The sequence below is a fragment of the Halobacterium bonnevillei genome (assembly GCF_009831555.1).
GTDB lineage: Archaea > Halobacteriota > Halobacteria > Halobacteriales > Halobacteriaceae > Halobacterium > Halobacterium bonnevillei.
Genome location: NZ_WUUU01000033.1, coordinates 1 through 22,056 on the forward strand (window position 1 = coordinate 1; position 22,056 = coordinate 22,056).

Genomic DNA, 22,056 nt, shown 5'->3' on the forward strand with positions numbered 1-22,056 from the left:
GACGGACACATATCTATGTACGACGTACGCACTCGTCGGGTGGTGTCCGTCCCAAATATGTGGCAGCTCCACCACGGAAGCCGAGAAAACAGATGTCGACAAGCTGGTGCGTATACACTCAACTACGAGATTGATCCGGGGGATGTTGTCGTCGATGTTGGTGCCTACCTCGGGCAGTTCTCGCTGTACGCCGCTGAAACCGCGTCAAAAGTGATTGCAATAGATCCCTACGCCAGTATAAACGACTGTCTGCAGCGGAACGTCGCAAATTCACCCACGATTACGGTTTACCCAGTCGCAGCCTGGAACAGGGATGAGCCGCTATCAATACAGCTCTCGCACTATCCCAGTGATACATCGCTCCTAGAACCGGACATACTACCGACCGGAAAGGAGGTAGAAGTTCCGGGACGCACCATTTCCTCGATCTGCGCAGAAGCAGGCGTCGACTCCATCGATGTTTTAAAAATCGAGGCAGAAGGTGTTGAGCCTGAGGTGCTAGAGGGAGCCCCGGATGCAAAAAAGATTATAGTAAACTGTGGTCCTGAGCGACGTGGAGAGAAACCGACCGAGACAGTGGTAAAAATGCTTGAACAACGGGGATACGATGTACAGGTAATCCAGACAGACGAGGCCTTTGCGCCGAACTACGGTGAATCGCCCGGATTAAGTGACATCGAGATGGTTTTGGCCGAGTATGATCAACAAAGCGATTAATAAGTACAGACAAGAAGGGGTAATCCCGCTGCTACGAGAGGGACCACAGTACCTCGCAGAGCAACTACTCCACGAGATAACGATTGCTGTCGTGATGCAGACTAGTGTTACCAACGACGAGTTGGCTGATCGATCCACGGACCAGGGATCCGAAGCGTATCAAAAGTGGTTCTACGGCTCCGAAACTAGTCTGGAGATATCGCCACCGTACACCGGGCGGATACCGGAGACGTTCGAACACCTGACCGGCGTCCACCGAAGTCCACGACCATTTGTGCAAGAACTATCAGATGCGCGCCTGGTCGGTCCGTATGCTATCTCACAGACCTCTGGAGGTGAGACTCTCTTCGATGAGCTCGGAACGAAGAATACTGCTTACGAGCGAACGCGGGATACGTGGAAGACACTGGGCACAGCGAAGACTGTACAGGAACTACTACTCGGCGGTGACCGACCGTCTGAACCCCCGGAGTACGGGACGATCATCAATATGGTCCCGCGGCACGGACAATCGGACGAACACGTTAATTACGGGGCGTGGTTTCTTGAAGACCTGCCCAGACTACGGGCGCTCGAACAAGAAACTGCTCCGGACGCGAAGCTCCTAATCCGCCCCGATCTTCCAGAGTGGGCTAAGGAGGCGTTGCAGATCATGGGCTTTTCAGAGGAGGACTGGGTGTATTGGAATGGCGGTGTGTCGAGAGCTGAGAGGCTGGTCTTGCCCCGGCTATACTTGATCCACAGCTTCGGCAGCGATTTCAACCCATCCGGGAGGCAGTGGGTTCGTGATCGGCTGAAAGCGGGTGTTAAGATTGACGGAACACCGGATGTGGGTCCACGCCTATTCCTTTCTCGACAGGGACAAAAGCGTAGAAAAATAGTCAATTTCGACGAACTGCAAGATACGCTACGCCCGTTCGAATTTGAGACGATCAGACCGGAGGAATACAGTATGAGAGAGCTCATCAATATTTACGATAGCGCGGAGTTCATACTCGGTCCACACGGCTCCGGGATGGCGGATATGATTTATGCCAGTGACGCTACGGTCGTAGAAATATTCCCGAAAAACGAGGTGCGACCGGTGTTCTACATAACGGCAAACGAGTTTGGACACGAATACGACTTTATTGAGGGTGAAAACCCACCAGGGGTTTCATACAGGCCAACCCGAAACAAGAATATCCTAGTTGATACGGACGAAGTCCGAGATGTCGTCCAGCAGTCAATAAGAGACACAGATACATAGAAGGAGTAGCGGTGTACTAAATCGGAACCGCAGGACGGTTGGCCTTTCCGACGGTCGACTCACCTATTGAGGCGGCTGAGTACACCGACGGCGACTTCAGTTGAGCAACCAGATTCCAAGCGTCTCATGAAATGAACACAGACCCGTGTCGACTGTTCGTTGCGGACAGACTATCCACACAGACTCCAAAAAGAAAACGTTTTAATATGGCGTCCCGTCGGAATTGTACAATGTCTGAGGGCTCCATTCTCGTCACGGGAGGTGCTGGCTTCATCGGCTCACATCTGGTCAGTCGTCTTCTCGAAGACCACTCTGAGGTAATCGTACTGGATGATCTCTCGACGGGGAGTGCAGAGAACGTACCAGCGGATGCCACGCTCATCAAAGGGAGCATCGCCGACGAGTCGGTGTACGACAGCCTTCCATCCGATGTTGACATCGTGTTTCATCTGGCTGCACAGTCCTCGGGTGAGGCCTCGTTTGACGATCCGGTCGGCGACTTCAGAAGCCACATGGTTGGCACGTTCCACCTCCTACAGTGGTGTAACAACCACAGCGTAGACAGGTTCGTCTATTCGAGTTCGATGAGTGTATACGGTGACACGGAGTATCTGCCGGTCAACGAGACACACCCGACGGACCCGAAGACATACTACGCCGCCGGGAAACTCGCGGCGGAAGCGTACGTGTCGCTTTTTGACAATTTGGGGATGAACACGACCATCCTCAGACTATTCAGCGTCTACGGTCCTGGCCAGAATCTGAATAATATGAAACAGGGGATGGTGAGCATTTATTTGACATTCCTCCTCGAGGAAGACGAGATCCTCGTAAAGGGATCGCTCGATCGATTCCGCGACCTGGTCTTCATCGACGATGTCGTCGATGCGCTCACAGCTGTGGTTGACGAAACGGCGGCCTACGGACAGGTGTACAACGTCGCAACAGGAAACAAAACTGAGGTACGGGAACTGCTCGACACGATGATAGAGTGTTCGGAATACGACGACTTCCCGATCGAAGTGACAACCGGGACACCGGGGGACCAACACGGCATCTTCGGCGACGCGTCGAAGATACAGAAGGACGTTGGGTGGTCCGCATCGACGAATCTCGAAGACGGTCTTACCGAGATGATACGCGCTGAGCGAAACTGACGTCGATTGGTGCGCCCGGTCGACAGATCGGACTGTAACCGTAATGAACGACGACAGGGTCCTTACTCGTCGGTTCGACCACCTGATAGGGTCACTGAAACTCACAGACGCGAGTGCTTCATCTCAACAGATGTGCGAACCGAAGGGGGCGAATACGGTCAGCAGTCGTGGTGAGTGGCAGCGGAGACAAACTCCAGATACCGGTGGTACCCCGTCGAGCGGTCAGTGAGCCGTCTCAACAACCGGATTCAGGGATAGAGTCAGCGAGGACCAGTCGGTCGGATCGAACGCTATAAATGTGCCGGAAAAAACGTTCAATCGAACAGACCACCGACAATGAACTCGGAAACGAAACTCTATATCGTCGAAAACCAGGCTGATGTCGACGCGGTCGCCGAGGGCTGCGACACATTCGTCATCGAGTCTGCCCTACAGGAGGTTCCTGCAGTAGCGTTCGAGCGTGTCTTCAGGTCGCTCATAGAGGCCGATCCTGGTCGGATCGCCGACCTTCCGCTGTACGGCGTTGTTCGGATCCATTTGGCGTTTCTGTTCGCTCAGAACCAGACACCGCCGATGGCGCTTCCACATCTGGTTGTCCTCTATACTCTGCTCGAGGAGCGTCTCAATCAGAACGATTACGACGAGCTTCGCTGTCACAACCTCGCGGAAAATTACCAAGCAGTGGTCTCTGATGTCGCGTCAAAACACTCTGTTACCGTCGAAAACACAGCGAGGTTTGGGTTCCACCGGACGATACTCGGGTTTCTCATCGGCATCTACGGCTACTTTCGACTTCTCGCCGACCAGCTGCTTTCTATCGTTTGGAAGCGAACACGCCGCGAGCCCGATCCGACTGAGACAGTGTTCGTTCCTCACGTGAACCGGTTCGACAACATCCGTCCCGTCCTCGATCAGTTTGAGGGCGAATACGAGGTCGTGCTTCCGACCTCGACGATCTCTTGGCTCCGTCACCGCAAAGACAGGTACGCAGATGTCGACGCGTACGATCCGACTCCGCTGGACTATTTCACAACACCGAGACGGATCGTCGAGACGATCCGACGCGGCATCGGACTCACCTACGCCGTACTGATTCGACGGTCGTTCGATGTCGACGTTCAGTCACGTGTGAGGACGGAGTTTGGCGTTGAGATGCCACAGACGGTTACCTACCTGCTCGGAAACCTCTTCGCTGAGCATATACCCGCGCTGGCTAACACCGTCATAGCCGAACAAATGCTCGCTGATCTCGACCCCGAACAACTCGTCGTCGGCTCGCTGGGCTCGCGTCAGCAGGCGATTCTCTACGCAGCTATCGAGGCTGGCGTTGACACATACCACGTCCCACATTCCGGCACCAACGGCTACGAAAAGACACCACCGTCTGAGACCGTTCATTTCGTTCCCGGCGATCACATCGTCACCCACCTCCAGCGTTCCGACCAACTTTCAACTACCGACAATGTCGTGCCAGCAGGGCGGCCGAAGCTTGTCGAACTGTCGCACAGCGACGTAACGCCGGTAGACGATTGGCAGTCCGACGCGATCCGGATCGTGGTCGCAACGCAGCCGTTCTCAGATCCGATCCGGCGTAGATTCATCGAGGATGTCCTCGAATCACTGCAACAAACGCCAGAGCCGATCGATGTGGTAATCAAAATACACCCCAACGAAACCACCTCGTTCTACGTGTCGACTGTCTCGGAGTATCCGTTCCGAGTCCGGATTGCGGAGGACGACATTTATGGGTACGTGACGGGTGCAGACGTAGTCGTTACAATAAACTCAAACGTCGGCCTAGAGTCTATGGTCCTCGGTACCCCCTGTGTCTGTGTCAACGTGTGGTCGCCACTCATCAGAGCACGTCCGTACGCGACGCACGGACCAGTCCCTGTACTCAGGACGAACGACGAAATGAACAAGTTCTTCGCCACGCTTACTGCTGATCGCGTCGGGGAACTGGCCGAAGCCGAGACCGACTTCGTCCGAAAAAACTATCTTGCCGGCGATCCGTCCGGACGTATTTCAGCGATTATTCAGGCTGACGACCAAGTCCCGAACTGAGGGTCACGAACGAGCGGTCGACCGCGCTCAGTCGACCACAACTGGCGGGTAAGGCCGACCCGAATGCTGATAGCGGTCTCCTCGAACTCGTCCTACAGATATTCGGGATCAGCATGCATGGGATGCCTCGTGGAGACACCAGAGGCACCCCCTTTCGGCACAGGTATCAACTGATACTAAACTCTACCCCCATCTTGGAACAGAACCGATTCATTTTCGATTTACGTTCTGCACCGCAGTAGCTATCACAGGCTATATTCCGTCGGTGAAAATCATATCCGTATACTAAAGTACGTGCACAGTTCACCAGGGGATATGCCAGAGAACGTCTTACTCGTCGTCTTCGACGCTTTGAGGTTTGACCGGATTACCTCAAGTGATTCAGCTGCGTTGACGCCAAATATCAACGAAATTTTTGAAGATGGTGAAGGGTTTACGAACTGCTTCTCGTGTTCGAACGTCACCGACTCATGCCTGACGACGATTATGACGGGAATGTACCCGACGCGGCACGGGATCACCAATCACGGCGCGAAAATCAGCAAGGCAAATCTCGAGCAAGTCGCCTCAACGGTGCCGCTTGCCGAGCGGTTGCAACCGACACATACCACGCTTGGGGTCAATCGGAAGCGAAATTGGCACGAACGAGGGTACGACAGGTACGTGAACCCCAACGAGTGGTCGAAAGGGTCAGCGATGAGCGCTCTATCAGGAGCAGTCGAATCGTTGCCTGGTCCATTGCCGGAGATGATTCGGACGGTATATGACGAAACCCTCTCGCTGTACTTGTCTCTACAAGGCGAGAGCGTCACCACGGATGAGCGACTTATGAAGCGGGAGTTAGAGCGATTCTACCCGTCTGCCAAGAGCACCACGGAGACGGCCATAGATCTGCTTGAGGGAGTCGAGGGCCCGTGGTATCTCAATACTCACTACTGGGATGCACACATCCCGTACAACCCGACTGTAACCCCGCCGGAGTTCATTCAAGAACGAACGTACGAGGACGGGGACGTGAAACTCGACGAGGCGATCGAACCGATCCGCGGAAGCCGGTGGGCAGAGGAACTGGAACGTGCTGTCGGACACGCCGACACAATCGGAGACGTTAAGCGATTGTACGACGCGGGAGCCTGGTATGCTGACAAAGAGTTCGGGCGGTTGATCGATCACCTCAAAGAGCAAGGAGAGTACGAAGAAACGCTCATTGTCCTCACCGCAGACCACGGCGAGAGTCTGACCGAACACGGGATCCTGTTCGAACATCACGGCCTCTACGACGTATCGACGCACGTCCCGCTGGCGATCAAGGCTCCTGGCTTCTCGGGCAGCGAATCCGGCTTTGTTCAGCACTTCGACATCGTGCCGACGGTGCTCGATCTGTTGGAAACCGATTACGAGCCCGAGGAGTTCGACGGCCAGTCGCTAGCCCCCGACGAGGACGGGAGTCGCGAACTCGAACGGGATGCGGTGTATATGGAATCGAAGCACAAGTCACGCAAGCGCGCGATCCGGACGGCCGACTACAAATATATAAAACGGATCGGGGAACGAACCGAGTGTAGATTCTGCGGCATTCCCCACGGCGACGATCAGGAGTTGTACGATTTAACCGGGGACCCCGGAGAAACAAACAACATCATACAGACTCATCCGGACGTTGCCGACGAGCTGGAGGAAAAAATGCAAGCGTATGTCGACGGGCTTCCGGACACGCCCCGGGAACGGATCGACTTCGAGCCGCCGGAAGACCAGTTACGGGAGCTGGGATATTTTTAACTCAGATACCCGGAAGCTAGTTTCGTTGTTGTATGCGACTGCATTCATTCAGTTCACTGTTGAGAGGGCTCAACCGAACGTGGAATGCCAGTCCGTCACGAAGGTCCGTAGCTGAAGTAGGAGGGTCCACGATCAACTGTGGGGAAATGCCACGCCCGGAGCGGACAGCATAGGAACGAACAACAACTGGTTCAGAGTCACAAAATATATCTGCATCTCAATTAGTTTAAAAGCTATGTTCGGTCAGAGAACTGGATTCTTTCAAGAAGCAATTACTCTGTTTTTAGCCGCGGCAGCCATTACGTTTGTAACGGACTGGTTGTTTGCGACGATTATCGTTGACGAGTATCTGTTGATTAATACTGTCGTAGCTGTCGCAGTAGTTCTGGGTGTTTTGTTTGGTCCATCTGCAGCCGCCGGTGTCGGAGTGGGATCGGTGATTACCGACGTGCTGCGACTGACTGTTGGACCCGAGACTCTCTTTGTGAGTTTGACGTTTCTCGGCGTTGGTGTACTGTGCCATATTTTCATCCAGGACAACATCGAATGGTTCGGGAGCGAGATCCGCATCAAGTCAGTTTTGAAGCTGTTTGCTGCTGTCCTGCTTGCGGCGCTATTTGCTGCCTCATTCTATGCATGGAGTCAAGAACTCCTCGGCCGCTTTCCGTTCTATCCTACTTTTGTATTTACTGCCATCAGCTATCTGCTGGGTGCGCTGGTGGCCATCCCGTTCGTTCTGATTGGAATCCGTTCCGAACAGCTTCCCAAGGGACGGCAGATTGTGTCCACTAAAATAGATCCACTATCGTGGTGGGTAGTTACTATCACTGTTCTCTGGCCAGTGCTGGCACTGATCGGAAGCCTTGGCTTCCGGATACGGGAACGCATCGAGACGCCGTTTATTTTTCGACGATTGGGGATCGAGTTTGTATACGAGTTCGTTTCGCCAGCAGTGTTCGCACAAGGCGGTCGGCGGGCACAGGTACTACTGGGCGCAATTGTACTTACCGTCGTCGGGTACAGGTTCGTTTGGTTACATAAAACAGGAGGCGAGGTTTCCCAATGAGACTAACTCGTCGGGACGCACTTGAGGCGTTGGCAGCCGGCACAGTCGCCGGGTTAGGTTCAGTAACGGTATCAGAACTGGCGACACGCCTGGACGATCAAGAGGCTGAGCAGCAACTGAATCGGATCGATATCGAAACTGCGGAGGCCGTCGCAGATGTCGTGTATCCATCTGAGGTGACGGTTTCACCCGAGTTTATCGAAACATATTATTCGTCGATGCCGGCCGAACTGCGAGCGGAGGCGGTCCGTGCCATCCGCGATCTCAATACAGCGAGTAAACGCCAGTTCAGTACCGCCTTCGCTAACGTTGAGTCCCGAAAGACTCGTGACGACATGCTACGAGCACTTGGTGTCAATCGGGCTCAGTCGAATCCTGACGGGACGATCCCGGAACGTGTGCGATATTTCCTCGTTAATGGCCTTCTGTACGCGCTGTTCACTACGCCGAAGGGGGCAGAACTGTTCGGTATCGACAATCCAAAGGGATATGCGGGTGGATTTGCCACGTTTCAGACGGAAACAGAATGATCGGGAGGGACAGCGAGGGTGAGGCCCCTGATCGGACACCCTCTGACCACGCTGATGTCTGCGTAGTGGGAGCCGGTGTCGCTGGCGGTCTCGTCGCCCATTCACTCGCGACCGCCGGTCATGATGTCGTTATTCTGGATGCCGGTCCGCGTTTCGAAAGGAGCAAAGTGATGGCTCGCCTTGAGAAGGCACTCCGCCCGGAACACGACCGCACCGACGTGTGGGAAATGGGAGGTGAGCGTGACCAATACACCAAGTCGTTACCGGATGGAATCACGGCTAATCTGAATCTCCAACGTGTGAAGGGAATCGGGGGGACCACACTCCACTGGAGCGGGGGTGCACTCCGGCTTCACGAGAAGGACTTCAATATGCAGTCTCGGTATGGACTCGCCGCAGACTGGCCTATCGATTATGCAGATCTCCGCCCGTATTATGCCTCCGCTGAGCGTGAACTCGGCGTCGCAGGAGGGGACGATAATCCGTTTATTAGCCGTGAGCAGGACGCACCGATGCCAGCACATCCGAACAGCCCGTCCGATAGATTGTTTCAGGAAGCCTGTGAGGAACTGGGTATTAGAACCCACAGCTTCCCGCTTGCGATCAATTCCGAGGTGCGCGATGGTCGTTCACAGTGTGTCGGGTTCAGCACGTGCACGCCTGTCTGCCCGTCAGGCGCAAAATACTCCGGGGACGTACACGTTCGGCAAGCTGAATCCGCTGGTGCGAGGGTAATCGACCGGGCACCGGCACAGTCTATTGAGCACGACGACGATGGCACCTCAGTAGTCGCAGTTGAGTATGCGACGCCATCCGGGGAGGTTCACCGTCAGACTGCTCAACAGTTTGTCATCGCCTGTGGGGGTATCGAAACACCTCGACTGCTGCTACTGTCCGAGTCCGACGAGTACCCGAACGGCCTCGCCAATCGGAGTGGAACTGTCGGAAAATACCTGTTTTCGGACTCTTCAGTTAGTGTGACCGCCAGGATCGACGAGACTGCAAACAAGACTCCCATCGGATACACGACGATGTGCAGTGATGAGTTCTACGATCACGACGACCCCACGCCAGGAACCATCCAGTTACGATTTGACAACGTTGATCCTCAGTCGCCAGTAGAAACCGCGTTAACTGGTGGACACAGCAGTCGCGAGCAGATTTATAAGGAACCGATTTATGGCGGTTCGTGGGGCGATGCACTCTTGGATGAAACCCAACACGCTACCGACAATCGGACGATCCGGATCACGGCAGGCCTCGAAACGATACCACATGCGGATAGTACCGTGACACTTGATCGCTCAAAGACCGACAACCACGGGAATCCGGTGCCACATATAGAGTTTGATATCGGACCCCACGTCGTTGAGACAGGAGAGCGCGCTATTGAGATAATGAAGGAGATTATGGACACGATAGGAGCCGAAATCACGTCAATCTCGGACCCAGAAAGCCAGCGATTAGCGAACCATCATAACGGGACGACGCGGATGGGGTCAGATCCATCCGAGAGCGTTGTAAATGCTAGTCTGCAGACCCATGATCTCAGCAATCTCTGGATCAGTTCAAGTAGTGTTTTCCCGACCTCCGGAGCAACCGCACCGACATTAACTATCGCTGCGCTTTCATTAAAAGCTGCCGATCACATAGATAATAAGTTGAGTTCCTAAAATTTAAACCGGGCAAATTATTTGACATACCAGTGGAGTTAGGTGCAATTCTAATACAGGCAGCGTTTCATAGACAGGCTGTTGTAAAAATAAATATGCCACAAGTAGCGATTTGCCGGTCCGTAGATGTAAACAGTTATCAGCGGTGTGATTAAATTCCAGACAATGCTACCAATTCGAAAGGTTGCTGATATCTATCGCGAGGAGGGTCTCCGAGAGGTATTAAGCAGGGCTCGGGACTGGGCTGGCTACGGTCTCGTAAAACGACTCCAGGGCCCTAAAGAAGGAGTCAACGTAGTTGAGGAAGACTGGGATAACCTCATTATCCTTGACGCGTGCCGATACGATGCTTTCGAGTCTGTCAACAACCTTTCCGGACGACTCGAACGTCGTACCTCACAGGCAGCAGTCACTTGGTCATTTTTGAAACAGAATTTTGAGAACAGACAATTATACGATTCCGTCTATGTCGCCGCAAACGCAGTTGTCGGTGAGAACGTTGACCGACTAGACGTGTTCAAACTCGTGGGGCTCTGGAAAAGCTCCGACCAGGATCGCTACGATGTCGTTGAGCCAACAACAGTCGTCCAAGAAGCATTATCTCAGAACGAAAAATATCCAGATAAGCGTCTGATTGTCCATTTTTTACAGCCGCATACGCCATTTCTATTGCGCGACGGCGAGCGGATTCCAGCAGACTCCCCCTACCGTAATTTCGATGCCGTAAGAAGAGGAGATGTATCGGAGTCGGAAATTCGACAGGTGTATGAAGAAAATGTTACCAACGTTCTCAATCATGTAGAAAAATTAGTAGAAAATCTTGATGGTAAAACCGTCGTGACGGCTGACCACGGTGAACTGCTTGGTGAAGGCATTGGTTTGGTAAATTCAGTTCTGCACCCACGGTGGCCGTTCTCACACCGACGGAATTTCAAATATGGTCACTACAGTCATATCCGGATGCCGGAGTTAGTTGAGGTGCCGTGGTTGGTTATTGACTCCGAGCAACGGCGAGATATCGTCGCTGCCGACAAACCAGAAGGCATGGATATGGAGACCGATAGTATCAAACAGCAGTTGGAAGCACTTGGGTACCGGACCTAAGACTATTTGAGTAGAAACGGGGGCTTAGAACAGGTCTCAATGACTAACTCGGTTTGAGCCAATTTCACTAAAGAAATACCAAGCGAAGATAATTTTTAATTATTTAAAATCAATTTGAAGCAAAATATCGATCTGATATCCCAAACTGACCCCATCTGAAGTTGAAACCTCTCTCAAATAGTAACTAGATAGAACCAATTCACTGCACAAGGTTATACCCGCGAACTCCAACTTTATCCGATATAGTCACGACCAGCAGCACCTCCTTCCGAAGGACTTCGCGGAGAGGGTTGCGGACGACAGTCTCGAACGATTCGTCGCCGACCCGTATCTCCTCGGCGAGTCAGCTGAGCGTATCGCAGATGTCCTACTCGACTCATCGAAACTCACCGGGGACTACCGCAACTGCGAGAACGAATCCGCGGCCACTAGGGACTGAAAAGGCTGGGGGTGTGTGCTCCCTGGCAGCGCATCCATCAGAGGTAGCCAAGCGCTGCGAGCTTGTTCTCGACGTCTCCCTCACGGTGACCGGGCTCCATATCTGGCTCGTACGACCCCTCATCGGACGCGCTGGTCGTGTACCACGGGACCTCACGAACGACCGATAGGGGGACACGAGGGTGGCCGTAGATTCCCCATTCACCTACGGCATTTCCGTGGTCGGCGCTAATGACGGCTTGCTCCGCATTGACGTTTTCGAGCAGTAATTCTACGTCCTCAAGCACGTAGTCGAGGTTCGTCCGGTAAGCTTCCCAGACCGTTTCACGGTCTAGTTCGCCCCGACGAAGACGTTTCCATGGGGATTCCCATCCAGCGCCTTGGCCGAGTGTCTCCTTGTTCATGCCTTCGCTCAGTGGCTTCGGTACCGACGGAAGGTGTGGCTGCATATAATGAACAATCATCCTGTCCGGGTTCTCTTCTCGGGCGGTTGTAATCGCTCGATCGGTGATTGGACGTGGCGGAATTGTCCCTCGGTCGTCGTCCCAAGCGTACTTCCAAACTTCATCGAAAACCTGGAGGTCTTCAGAATTGAGGACTCGGTAACTGAACGGATTCCCCGTCACATACGCAGTCGACTGCATCTCTGATTCATGGTCGGTGGTGAATGTCCGTTCCAACCATTCTAGTGACGAACTCCCCACCGACGTGAGTGCTCCTGCCGAATCGAGACAGCCGTACTCGTCATCGACTTCTTCTACAAGGTCCACCCTACAGCCGTCTAAGAGAATCAGTAGATCCCACTCCTTTTCGAATACATTCGTCCCCTTGGGATAAACGCGGTTTACTCTTCGAAGGCCGCCGATATACAATTCGTAAGCGCCCTCAGTGACGCCGCGGCGAAAACCTTCTCGCTTGAACCGCTCAGTCGTCTCACTGAACCAGTCAGACAGTGTCATTTATACTTCGACCCCAATCTTGGTCCAATTACTTGAGTCGATGGTCATTATTCGATGTATCCGAGTTCCCGTAATCGTTCTTCGGTTTCTTCGTCGAGGTTGTCATCCCCAGTAGACACACTCGATATGTCCGCGCTCAGTTGTTCTATTAGCGCTTCCTCAACTTCTACTGGGTGTTCTCCCCAGCGGTCCTCCTGTTCTATGGGATCGACAGAACGGTCGTAAGCCTCCCAGCTTTCCTCCGGAAACTCCTTTGCGCCCCAGTCGCCTTCAGGGTGGTACAACGCCTTCCAGTCTTCACCGACAGCGGCAGCCATCCTTTCACCATCATCCATCACATTTTGCACGGTCACGGCTTCGTGATTGACCCGCTCCTCGCTCAGCAGCGAAGGCCGATCACCGGGTCGCTCATCTGAACCAGCAATGTCAAGAATGGTGCTCCCCAAGTCCAATAGGGACGTCGGACCACCGACCCTGCCGGCCTCACCAACGTTCTCCATCACCAGAGGCACACGCGTGACTGTATCGTACATCAGCGGGCGATGGCCGTAGTTGGCGTGCTCGCCGAACTCGTCACCGTGGTCGCTGTGGACAATCAACGGATCCCCACCGTAGCCTTCTTCGTCGAGTTTCTCGCGGAGCTGCTCCACGAATGCATCCGCGTACCGAATCGTGTTGTCGTACGCGTTGATGATTTTTGCCGGCGTTCGCCGACCAAACCTCGGTAGCGACGCATTGCGTAATTCCAGGCGTACGTCGAGCGAACGCCGGGCTGCTCCCACTCGTGATATTTCGGGGGTGGATAGTACGGGTGATGCGTATCGATCAGTAACACCCATAGGAAGAACGGCTCCGGTGCCTCTTCTACAAACTTGGCGATGTCGTCCCACATCTTCTCCCAGTGTGGCGGCTCCTTCCCTCCGGCCATCCGTTTGAGGTCGACGGCGAAGTTCGCTAAGTCTACCTTCTGGAGCGCTTCGTAGACGCGTTTCTTCCAGCCGGAGTCAGTGCTGTCGTCCTCGTCCCACATGTGGTCCTCGTAGACGTCCCAGCCGCGGTCCCAGCCGAACGAGGAACTCACGAGCGCGTTGAAGTGGAAGCCACCCGTGTAATAGCCCTCCTCCTGGAGGTACTCCTGGAGGAATCTCCGACCCTCGTTGGCCTCCCGCCAGTGCTGGGGGTTCGGATACTCCATGCTCCCGCTCGCGTGTTCACCGGAAAACATCCCAGTGAAACTCGCAGGCGTGCCAACAGCCGGTACCTGGGGGTCGTCGAAAACCAATCCCTCCTCAGCCACCTCACTGAGCGTCGGCGTCGTCTCTCGGTCGTATCCGTACATCGGCAAGTGGTCAGCACGGACGCTGTCCCACGAAACCAGAACAATGTTTTGTTTCTCAGACATCAGTGGTGGTATTGTAGCCCAGGTCACCGAGGAGGTTCGTCAACTGGAACGCGAACGAGTCCAGTCCCGTCTCCTCGTCGAACCCCGACCCGTAGTTCGCTGCGCGACGACCAAGTTCCGTGCGCCGCTCCGTCGGAAGCGAGAAGTACCAGTCGATGGCGTTGGCAACGTCCACGGGTGTGGGGTCAGCAACGAGGCGACCGTTCACACCCCGTACGAGCGTAGCCGTGCCGACGCCCGGCGTCGTAACGACGGGAAGGCCGGCACAGAGCCCCTCAAGGGTCGCAACCGGGAACGCTCCAACTGGCGCCGGGAACACCATCAGCGCCGCGGACTCGAAGAGTTCGACGAGCCGCTGTTGGCTCACGAACCCGTGCGTCGTAATCTTGTCCGTCTCGGTAATCTCCGTCGTGTCGGGGCCGACGAAGTCGACGCTTATGTCGGCCTTTACTCGCGCCATCGCGTCCACGAGAACGTCCTGTCCGTTCTTCTCTCGGTACTTTCCGACGCAGAGTATCCGCGTTCCATCGAGTGACGGGTTTAGTTCACGGAGCGACGAGTACCGTTCGGCCTCGATGAACGGGTGGGCTACTCGAACTGGTCCGTCGGTGAACCGTTCGGCGATGGTCGCGATGCGTTCGCTCACCGCGAGCGTGCCGTCGACGAACCGCTGCGCGAACCGGTGCGTGAACCGACTCGTTCGACCGCGACTCGGCATCGGGTCGACGATGTCATGGTACGTCGAGTCAGCACCGAGTGCGATGACGGGCCCCGAGGTTCCCAGCATATTCAGGACTGCCCCCTCAGCAAGGGGGACGCCCCCTTCGAGAACAACGGGCCGATCACCGAAATCGTGGCTGACTCCGGCGCGAATCCGGTCGATCGGACTGCCAGTCTCACATTGTATGATCTCTGCCCCCACGTAGTCCGCCATCTTCTCGTGGACTGGGTGTGGGTCGTAGTAGAGGAAGACTGGCTTGGGTTGCATCTCGAAGCCCGATCGAACCATTCGTCAGCCTAACCCTGGCAAGGAGCCGTTAAAAGTACACCGTTTCAACGAACTCACGCAAGTCCCCCCGGAACCGCTCCGTACCGTAGTCGTCCGCCCGGTTCTGAAGCGCCTGCCGGTCCCAATCTCTCCGAAGCACGTCCCGGATTCCGGCAACGACGGCCTTGGGCGTTGGTTCCACAAGGACGCCAGTGTCATCATCGACCTGATTGTTCGTGTTCGGCTCGTCGACGCCGACAACCGGCGTCCCCGCTGCCATGTACTCGATGGGCGTGATGCCGAAATCCTCCCGCTCCGCCAGAAAAATCCCGGCGGTACTCTCCTCGATAGTCGACCTGAGGCGGTGGTCATCGACGTATCCGAGAACCTCGACGTTCGACGGAGCGGTTTGTTCGATCTCCTCGCGCAGCGGACCGTCGCCGAGCAGTTTGAGCGTACAGTCCGGTAGTTCCCGCATCGCGTCGACGGCCATGCGCGGGCGCTTCCTGTTTTCGAGTCGGCCGACCATCACTAGCTGTGATCCGGCCCGTTCAGCATCCAGTGAGAATTTCTCCACGTCCACCGGTGGGGGAATAACTCGATCGACTTTCCGGCCATAATGCCGAAAAACGCGCGTAGACGTGAGTTCGCTGTTCGCTACCAGGTGTGGTGTAGCGGACGTCTCGATTCGGTCGACCGTCTTGACGAGATAGGAGAATAGACCGCCAGTGAACCACAGTGACGCCAGAGGCGGGTGGTGAATGTAGTGTACGCGGAGCTGGTCGTCGTACGGCTGGAAGAATTTCGCTGCCGGACCGCTCGACAGTACGACATCGTATTCCTGCAAATCTAGGTTGAGCATCGAGCGGGCGGTTCGGATGTCGTTCAGCGTGCCGCTTCGTGACGTCCTTCGTAGCAACGTCACCTCGTTCGGAACTCGAGGTTCCCACCAATCCCGGTTCTTTCCTGAAAATCCCACGAACAGGTCTGCGTCGAGGGCATGAGCGGCTTCAGTGACTACGTTCACTGCACCACCTGGGTGGATGGTCCCGTCGTGAACTACCGCAGTCTCCATTGGTTCCGGTATCTATCTCCGGTACTGCTAAATCCATCGGTGTTGGCGGTCACCCAGTTCCAGAACTTCACAAGGCTTATTCACGCGCTATCAGTCCCTAAACCCAATGAGCGAAAAGACCGAGGAGTCGAGAGCCCCCTCCTTATCCGTCGATACAGCTCTCGACGCTCTCGAAGACTGGTACCACGTTCCCGCGCTCGGAGCGGTGCTCGCGTTCATGCTGTGGGTCCGCGTGCAGGCGTGGGAGAACTTCACGCAGAACGGCGAGGTGTACTTCTCCGGGAACGACGCGTACTACCACTTCCGGCAGGTGATGTACACAGTCGAGAACTGGCCCGCGACGATGCCCTACGACGTTTGGACTGGCTTCCCAACCGGAACGCTCTCCGGCCAGTTCGGCACTCTCTTCGACCAGATTGTCGCCACGGCTGCCCTCGTCATCGGTCTCGGCGACCCCTCTACGAATACGGTCGCGATGACCCTCCTCTTCGCACCGGCCGTCTTCGGCGCGCTGCTCGCGATTCCGACGTATTTCATCGGGAAGCGCATGGGCGGCCGCATCGGCGGCGTATTCGCGGCGATTATCCTTGCACTCCTCCCGGGCTACTTCCTCCAGCGGAGTTTGGTCGGCGCGGCCGACCACAACGGCGCGGAACCGCTGTTCATGTCCCTCGCGGTTCTCGGGACGATGGTCGCGCTGTCACTCGCCGAACGCGAGAAACCCGTCTACGAGCAGTTCGTCGACCGGGACGTCGCGGGTCTCCGCAGCGTCGTCGGATGGAGCGTCGTTGCCGGCGTCGCTACCGCGGCGTACATGTGGATGTGGCCGCCGGGCATCCTCCTGGTCGGCATTTTCGGCGCGTTCTACCTCGTGAAGCTCGCGAGCGACTACTACGGCAACACGAGCCCAGATCACGTCGCCATCGTCGGCGCTGTCAGCATGGCGACCACCGGGATTCTCATGCTCCTCGCGATCGAGGAATCCGGATTCGGTGTGTCCGGATTTACTCTCCTCCAGCCGGCGTTCTCGTTCGCCGTCGCGTTCGGCTGTGTATTTCTCGCCTGGTTCGCGCGCGTCTGGGACGACTACGAGTACAGCGAAACCGGGTACGTCGTCTCCGTGTTCGCCATCCTCCTCGTCGGTATCGGTGTACTCACGGTCATTGCGCCTAGCTTCTGGTCGACAATCCAGACGAATCTACTCCGCTTCCTCGGCTTTAGCGCCGGTGCAGAAACTCGAACCATCGGGGAGGCACAGCCGTTCCTCTCTCGGACCGGGCGTTACGGCCTCGACCTGTTCGGCGTGGTGTTCCTCGAGTACGGATTGGCGTTCTTCACTGCGATGCTGGCGGCGGGGTGGATTCTGCTCCGTCCGCACTTCAGCAGCGGTAATCTGAAGCGCTTTGCTGGCGCAGCGGTCGTGGTGGTCGTCGCCGCGATTGTCCACATGTGGCCCAGCGTTCCGTCGTTCATCGGTGGGCTTGTCGGCCTGGACGGCGTATTGGCCGCGCTCGGCATCGTCATCGTGGCGCTGGCGGCGGTCATCGTTACGGGCGACTACGAGGGCGAGGAGCTGCTCGTGGTCGTTTGGGGTGCGTTCATCACGTCAGCTGCGTTCACTCAGGTGCGGTTCAACTACTACCTGGTCGTGCCGGTCGTTGTGCTGAACGCGTACATGCTGAAGGTGGTGCTGGCAGGGATCAGCCTGGACAAACCGGCGTCCCAGATCGAGGACATCAACTGGTACCAGGTCGGCACGGTCGTGATGGTCGTGCTCCTGGTGCTCGTGCCGATCGCGGCGCCGGTCGTCGCGGACGCGACGGACAACGAGTCCACACGCGGTAGCAGTTCGCCGATCACACTAACAAACGAGCAGAACCAGCGGGTCCCGCTGCAGAGCGTCACGGAAGTCGCGAAGCGCAACGGTCCTGGCGCTGTTACCAGCTGGGACGACGCGATGACGTGGATGAAGCAGAACACGCCCGAACAGGGCAACTACGGTGGCGCCGGCAACGCCGACCAACTGGAGTACTACGGTACGTATAGTCAGTCGGGGGACTTCGACTACCCCGAGGGCTCGTACGGCGTGATGTCCTGGTGGGACTACGGCCACTGGATGACCGTCGAGGGCGAGACCATCCCGCACGCGAACCCGTTCCAGCAGCACGCGACGACCGCCGCGAACTTCCTGCTGGCGCAGGACGAGAGTGAGGCGCGGGACGTCCTCGAGAACAACGAGGAGGACGACGCGAAGATGCGGTACGTCGCCGTCGACTGGAAGATGGTGATGCCGCCGCTGCCGTCGCTGCAGTCGGGCCAGTCGAAGTTCTCGGCGCCCGTCGTGTTCTACGACGGCCCGAACAACTTCTCGGCGTCGGACTTTTACCGGCAGGCACTGGTCGGGAGCTACGAGGACGGCCAGCTGCGTGGGTTCCAGAGCTACTTCCAGCAGTCGCCGCTCCTCAAGCAGCAGGACTACTACGAATCGATGATGGTGCGGCTGTACCGGTATCACGGCAGCGCGAAGGCGCCCCAGCCCGTCGTGATCGACTGGGACCAGGACGGCAGCCGGTACAGGGGCGTTTCGAACTCGCTGGCGATCTTCGACCCGGAGACGCCGAACGTCCAGCAGTTCGACACCATGGCGGAAGCCGAGGCGTACGTCGAGAACGACTCCACCGCGCAGATCGGCGGGTTCAGTGACGTGCCGTCCGAGTACGTCCCGGCCCTCGAGAACTACCGGCTCGTAGGTGTCAGCGACGAGAGTGCAGCGCCCGCGAACCTCTGGCTGACCCGCAGCGAGCTGAACGCCCAGTACTATCCGTCGTGGGTGAAGCTGTTCGAGCGCGTCGAGGGTGCGACAATCGAGGGAACCGGGCCGGCGAACACCACCCTCGAGGTGACCGCGAACTTCGAGATCACGGAGATGCGCAACGACGAGGGCAACGCGCCGACGTTCCCGTACACGCAGCGCGTCGAGACCGACGAGAACGGGAACTTCGAGCTGACGGTGCCGTACTCGACGACCGGGTACGACGAGTACGGTCCGGAGAACGGGCACACGAACGTCTCCGTTCGCTCGACCGGCCCGTACACGGTCACGTCCGGGAACATGACGACTGACGACCTCCAGACCGTGAAGTACAACGGCACGGTCGACGTCTCGGAGGGCCAGGTCATCGGCGCCGAAGACGAGGTCTCGACGGTCGAACTCGAGCGCCACGTCGTCGACGAACCGGAGGGCGCTGAGAACAACACCTCGGGCAGCGAGTCGCTGGCCGTCCCGTCGTCGTTCGACACCGCGGATGACTCGACCGGTGACGGCTCCGTGAGTGCGGGGACGTCCGGACTCGGTTCGGTGTCGATGCAGTCGCCGTTCGGCGCTGCGGCCGCGTTCGCCGCGCCCGCACTCGTCGGCGCGCTGGCGCGAAGACACGCATAATGTCGGGGCGCGCCTGGCTGGTCGTCTACCTGAAGGGGGCCGCCATGGGTGCCGCTGACGCCGTCCCCGGCGTGTCCGGCGGCACCATCGCGCTCATCACGGGTATCTACGAGCGGCTCGTCGGCGCCATCGCGGCCCTCGAACCGGCGGAAGCTCTCGGCTTGCTCGCGCTCGTGCCGCGACTCGGCCGGCAGGACGCCCGCGAGGAACTCTGGGAGGCCCTCGTCGGGATGGACGTGCCGTTCCTCCTGCTGCTGGGTGTGGGCGTCCTGACGTCTGTCATCACGGTCGCGAACATCGTGCACGTCGCGTACAACGAGTTCCCGGGCGTGACGTTCGCGTTCTTCTTCGGCCTGATTGCGGCGTCCGTCGTCGTCCTGCTGGGCGAGGTCGAACTAGACACTCCCGGCCGCGTCGCCGCCGCCGTCCTGGGGTTCGTCTTCGCGTTCGTGGTGAGTCCGCAGGGCCAGGCGAACGTCCTCCCCGGCGGCCTCCCGGTGCTGTTCGTGGTGGGCGCGGTCGCAATCTGCGCGATGGTGCTGCCCGGCGTCTCCGGGTCGCTCATCCTCATCACGCTCGGGAAGTACCAGACGATGACGACAGCCGTCAGCGACGCGACGGACGCGTTGCTCGCCGGCGACGCCGGCGCTGCCTCAAGTCCCGTCTCGGTGCTGGTCGTGTTCAGCGTCGGCGCGCTCGTCGGATTGCTTTCGTTCGCGCGCGTCGTGAAGTGGGCGCTGGACTCCTATCGTGCGGCCACCTTGACGTTCCTCGTGGCGTTGATGGCGGGCGCGCTGCGCGCCCCCGCAATCCGAATCACCGATGCCAACCCCGAGTGGATCGGCGCGAGCGGGGTCGCGATCGTCGTCGCGGGCCTCCTCGGCGCGGGCGCGGTCCTCCTGCTGGACGCGAACACCGACGACCTCGACTACTGACGCGCTGCCAGCTTTCTCGGCACCGACGTTCCCCCTCGAATAGCGTCGAATCGAGTGCGCTCACGCCCGGTGCGAGTGCCGCTACGACTCGACGGACGTCCGCACCCAGTCGCCGAAATCAGCGTCGACGTCGGCTTCGTCGAACCGCTCGATGCACGGGACGTCGTAGGGGTGGCGTTCCTGGACGAGTGCAACGAGGTCGTCGTAGGCGTCGTCGGTGGTCTTCGCGAGCAGGATCGCCTCGTCGTCGTGGACGACGTCGCCCTCCCAGCGGTAGACCGAGTGGCAGTCGACGACGTTCACGCAGGCGGCGTGGCGTCCTTCGACGAGTGCTTCGGCGATGTCGTCCGCGGCCTCCGGCGGCGTCGTGATGTACACGGTCGGCATGCCGGGGCCGAGGTATCCCAGTCGCTAAACTGTAGTGGAGAGTCCGCAGTGAGAACTGGAGGCGTCGGTCGGACGGAGTTTGCGCTACGGGCCCTGTTCGTCTTGGTACGCGAGGTTCATGATCCACTGCGAGAACGCGTCGCTCTGCGCGTCGACTTCCTCCTCGCCGACGAACGGGGAGAGCATCTCGCCGGCCATCAGCAGGGAGAAGTCGAGTTCGCGCTCGTTGATGATGGGGGAGATGAGGTAGGTGGTGTTCCCGTTGTGGACGGTCTGTTCGCGCTCTACGAACCCCTTCTCCTCGAGTTTCGACGCGATGCGGCTCCCCTTCCGCGAGGACACGTCGAGTTCCTTCCAGAACTCGCTCTGGTGGATGCCGCGGGTCTCCCGGACGAGTTCCAGCCCTCGTCGTTCGTCCTCGGAGAGGTCCGACTCGGTGACTTCGGCGCTCATGTACGTGACAGTGGGTGCATGCCGTTTAAAGTTGACCGTCCGCGCCTCGAAGCGACCCCTCGGAGGTCGGCGTCCGTCCGCTCTCAAAGCTCGGCGTCGACGCGTCGGTAGTCCGTCTCGCAGGGCGGGCCGTCCGCGAACTCCCAGGTGACGTCGCCGTCCGAAGCCACGGAAACGAGCGACGACGACCGCGTGCCGTAGCCGTCGTGGTGGACGCACGCGCCCGTCGTGTGGTCGCGCAGCGCGTCGCGGGCGGCGTCCAGCCACTCGCCTGCGGTGTCGCGTCCGGTGAGCGCGGCCCGGACACCGCGGGACTTCCCCGTGCCGTCGTCGAAGCCGGCGTTCACGACGACGTGCGTCCCGGGGTCGAACGAGTGAGTGCGGAGGACGCCGTCCCACTCCAACAGGACGCACTCGCGGTCGTCAGCGATGACGAGGTGGAATCCATCGTAGTCGCGGTCGGCGATCTCGCTCTCGACGGCGGCGACGGCGTCGTCGGCTGTCGGCGCTGCGAGCGCGTCCCGCACGAGCAGTCGCGCGAGCGCTCGCCCGTGACCTCCGCGCGTCGGTTGTCACGCCGACGAACACCCGGTGCTCGTTGACGCCGATCCACGTTCCGCCGGACCGCTCGTCCTGGG

19 protein-coding genes are annotated in these 22,056 nt (G+C 57.8%); 11 read left to right on the forward strand and 8 right to left on the reverse strand.

The features are described 5' to 3' along the window. The 9 genes from GRX66_RS06255 to GRX66_RS06295 all read left to right on the forward strand — a co-directional run. The coding region (locus tag GRX66_RS06255; protein WP_233745344.1) for an FkbM family methyltransferase at positions 1–717 on the forward strand (717 nt) is incomplete at its 5' end. After that, a complete protein-coding gene (locus tag GRX66_RS06260) occupies positions 698–1,966 on the forward strand; it encodes a glycosyltransferase family 61 protein (protein ID WP_159525777.1) in 1,269 nt (422 codons plus the stop codon). The genes GRX66_RS06255 and GRX66_RS06260, both read left to right, overlap by 20 nt. A gap of 230 nt (positions 1,967–2,196) precedes the next feature. Continuing rightward, the gene (locus tag GRX66_RS06265; RefSeq protein ID WP_159525778.1) at positions 2,197–3,123 is read left to right on the forward strand and encodes an NAD-dependent epimerase/dehydratase family protein; all 927 of its coding nucleotides are present in this window, start codon (positions 2,197–2,199) and stop codon (positions 3,121–3,123) included. 336 nt (positions 3,124–3,459) lie between these two features. Continuing rightward, complete coding sequence (locus GRX66_RS06270; RefSeq protein ID WP_159525779.1) at positions 3,460–5,187, forward strand: hypothetical protein; 1,728 nt, start codon at positions 3,460–3,462, stop codon at positions 5,185–5,187. 315 nt (positions 5,188–5,502) lie between these two features. Continuing rightward, positions 5,503–6,966, forward strand: a complete 1,464-nt coding sequence (locus tag GRX66_RS06275; RefSeq protein ID WP_159525780.1) for a sulfatase family protein — start codon at positions 5,503–5,505, stop codon at positions 6,964–6,966. 235 nt (positions 6,967–7,201) lie between these two features. Further along, positions 7,202–8,032 (forward strand): hypothetical protein, encoded by an 831-nt coding sequence (locus tag GRX66_RS06280; protein ID WP_159525781.1) that lies wholly within the window; start codon positions 7,202–7,204, stop codon positions 8,030–8,032. Continuing rightward, positions 8,029–8,562, forward strand: coding sequence for a gluconate 2-dehydrogenase subunit 3 family protein (locus GRX66_RS06285; RefSeq protein ID WP_159525782.1), 534 nt, complete (start codon positions 8,029–8,031; stop codon positions 8,560–8,562). Before GRX66_RS06280 ends, GRX66_RS06285 begins: the two co-directional genes overlap by 4 nt. Then, a complete protein-coding gene (locus GRX66_RS06290) occupies positions 8,559–10,235 on the forward strand; it encodes a GMC family oxidoreductase (RefSeq protein ID WP_159525783.1) in 1,677 nt (558 codons plus the stop codon). The genes GRX66_RS06285 and GRX66_RS06290 overlap by 4 nt, the downstream gene beginning before the upstream one ends. Positions 10,236–10,400: 165 nt before the next feature. Next, positions 10,401–11,339 (forward strand): hypothetical protein, encoded by a 939-nt coding sequence (locus GRX66_RS06295; RefSeq protein WP_159525784.1) that lies wholly within the window; start codon positions 10,401–10,403, stop codon positions 11,337–11,339. Between the two features lie 476 nt (positions 11,340–11,815). Here GRX66_RS06295 and GRX66_RS06300 read toward each other — a convergent pair whose 3' ends face one another. Genes GRX66_RS06300 through GRX66_RS06320 form a run of 5 tightly spaced genes read right to left on the reverse strand, consistent with a single transcriptional unit; the run spans position 11,816 to position 16,201 of the window. Continuing rightward, complete coding sequence (locus GRX66_RS06300; RefSeq protein ID WP_201292940.1) at positions 11,816–12,736, reverse strand: hypothetical protein; 921 nt, start codon at positions 12,734–12,736, stop codon at positions 11,816–11,818. Positions 12,737–12,783: 47 nt separating this feature from the next. Beyond that, on the reverse strand, positions 12,784–13,386 hold the full coding sequence (locus tag GRX66_RS20260; RefSeq protein WP_201292941.1) for a hypothetical protein: 603 nt from the start codon (positions 13,384–13,386) through the stop codon (positions 12,784–12,786). After that, a complete protein-coding gene (locus GRX66_RS20265) occupies positions 13,332–14,138 on the reverse strand; it encodes a sulfatase-like hydrolase/transferase (RefSeq protein ID WP_159525786.1) in 807 nt (268 codons plus the stop codon). The genes GRX66_RS20260 and GRX66_RS20265 overlap by 55 nt, the downstream gene beginning before the upstream one ends. Beyond that, positions 14,131–15,147: a glycosyltransferase family 4 protein gene (locus GRX66_RS06315; protein ID WP_159525787.1), complete on the reverse strand. Its 1,017-nt coding sequence runs from the start codon at positions 15,145–15,147 to the stop codon at positions 14,131–14,133. The genes GRX66_RS20265 and GRX66_RS06315 overlap by 8 nt, the downstream gene beginning before the upstream one ends. A gap of 28 nt (positions 15,148–15,175) precedes the next feature. After that, entirely contained in the window at positions 15,176–16,201 is a 1,026-nt protein-coding gene (locus GRX66_RS06320) for a glycosyltransferase (protein WP_159525788.1), read from the reverse strand. Between the two features lie 106 nt (positions 16,202–16,307). Here GRX66_RS06320 and GRX66_RS06325 point away from each other — a divergent pair, with 106 nt between their 5' ends. Beyond that, positions 16,308–19,643, forward strand: a complete 3,336-nt coding sequence (locus GRX66_RS06325) for an oligosaccharyl transferase, archaeosortase A system-associated (RefSeq protein WP_159525789.1) — start codon at positions 16,308–16,310, stop codon at positions 19,641–19,643. Then, entirely contained in the window at positions 19,643–20,578 is a 936-nt protein-coding gene (locus GRX66_RS06330; RefSeq protein ID WP_233745345.1) for a DUF368 domain-containing protein, read from the forward strand. The genes GRX66_RS06325 and GRX66_RS06330 overlap by 1 nt, the downstream gene beginning before the upstream one ends. A gap of 81 nt (positions 20,579–20,659) precedes the next feature. Here GRX66_RS06330 and cutA read toward each other — a convergent pair whose 3' ends face one another. From cutA to GRX66_RS06345, 3 genes are all read right to left on the reverse strand, one after another. Next, entirely contained in the window at positions 20,660–20,965 is a 306-nt protein-coding gene (cutA, locus tag GRX66_RS06335) for a divalent-cation tolerance protein CutA (RefSeq protein ID WP_159525790.1), read from the reverse strand. 84 nt (positions 20,966–21,049) lie between these two features. Beyond that, positions 21,050–21,418 (reverse strand): helix-turn-helix transcriptional regulator, encoded by a 369-nt coding sequence (locus GRX66_RS06340; protein ID WP_159525791.1) that lies wholly within the window; start codon positions 21,416–21,418, stop codon positions 21,050–21,052. An 83-nt stretch (positions 21,419–21,501) separates the two neighbouring features. Then, positions 21,502–21,945 carry a hypothetical protein gene (locus GRX66_RS06345; protein ID WP_159525792.1) on the reverse strand — a complete coding sequence of 148 codons (444 nt, stop codon included), beginning with the start codon at positions 21,943–21,945 and terminating at the stop codon, positions 21,502–21,504. Positions 21,946–22,056: the final 111 nt, after the last annotated feature.

Bases quoted from the DNA above. Each gene is read 5' to 3' on its own strand.
- GRX66_RS06260 (WP_159525777.1), top strand. From the start codon at position 698: ATGATCAACAAAGCGATTAATAAGTACAGACAAGAAGGGGTAATCCCG.
- GRX66_RS06265 (WP_159525778.1), top strand. From the start codon at position 2,197: ATGTCTGAGGGCTCCATTCTCGTCACGGGAGGTGCTGGCTTCATCGGC.
- GRX66_RS06270 (WP_159525779.1), top strand. From the start codon at position 3,460: ATGAACTCGGAAACGAAACTCTATATCGTCGAAAACCAGGCTGATGTC.
- GRX66_RS06275 (WP_159525780.1), top strand. From the start codon at position 5,503: ATGCCAGAGAACGTCTTACTCGTCGTCTTCGACGCTTTGAGGTTTGAC.
- GRX66_RS06280 (WP_159525781.1), top strand. From the start codon at position 7,202: ATGTTCGGTCAGAGAACTGGATTCTTTCAAGAAGCAATTACTCTGTTT.
- GRX66_RS06285 (WP_159525782.1), top strand. From the start codon at position 8,029: ATGAGACTAACTCGTCGGGACGCACTTGAGGCGTTGGCAGCCGGCACA.
- GRX66_RS06290 (WP_159525783.1), top strand. From the start codon at position 8,559: ATGATCGGGAGGGACAGCGAGGGTGAGGCCCCTGATCGGACACCCTCT.
- GRX66_RS06295 (WP_159525784.1), top strand. From the start codon at position 10,401: ATGCTACCAATTCGAAAGGTTGCTGATATCTATCGCGAGGAGGGTCTC.
- GRX66_RS06300 (WP_201292940.1), bottom strand. From the start codon at position 12,736: ATGACACTGTCTGACTGGTTCAGTGAGACGACTGAGCGGTTCAAGCGA.
- GRX66_RS20265 (WP_159525786.1), bottom strand. From the start codon at position 14,138: ATGTCTGAGAAACAAAACATTGTTCTGGTTTCGTGGGACAGCGTCCGT.
- GRX66_RS06315 (WP_159525787.1), bottom strand. From the start codon at position 15,147: ATGGTTCGATCGGGCTTCGAGATGCAACCCAAGCCAGTCTTCCTCTAC.
- GRX66_RS06320 (WP_159525788.1), bottom strand. From the start codon at position 16,201: ATGGAGACTGCGGTAGTTCACGACGGGACCATCCACCCAGGTGGTGCA.
- GRX66_RS06325 (WP_159525789.1), top strand. From the start codon at position 16,308: ATGAGCGAAAAGACCGAGGAGTCGAGAGCCCCCTCCTTATCCGTCGAT.
- GRX66_RS06330 (WP_233745345.1), top strand. From the start codon at position 19,643: ATGTCGGGGCGCGCCTGGCTGGTCGTCTACCTGAAGGGGGCCGCCATG.
- cutA (WP_159525790.1), bottom strand. From the start codon at position 20,965: ATGCCGACCGTGTACATCACGACGCCGCCGGAGGCCGCGGACGACATC.
- GRX66_RS06340 (WP_159525791.1), bottom strand. From the start codon at position 21,418: ATGAGCGCCGAAGTCACCGAGTCGGACCTCTCCGAGGACGAACGACGA.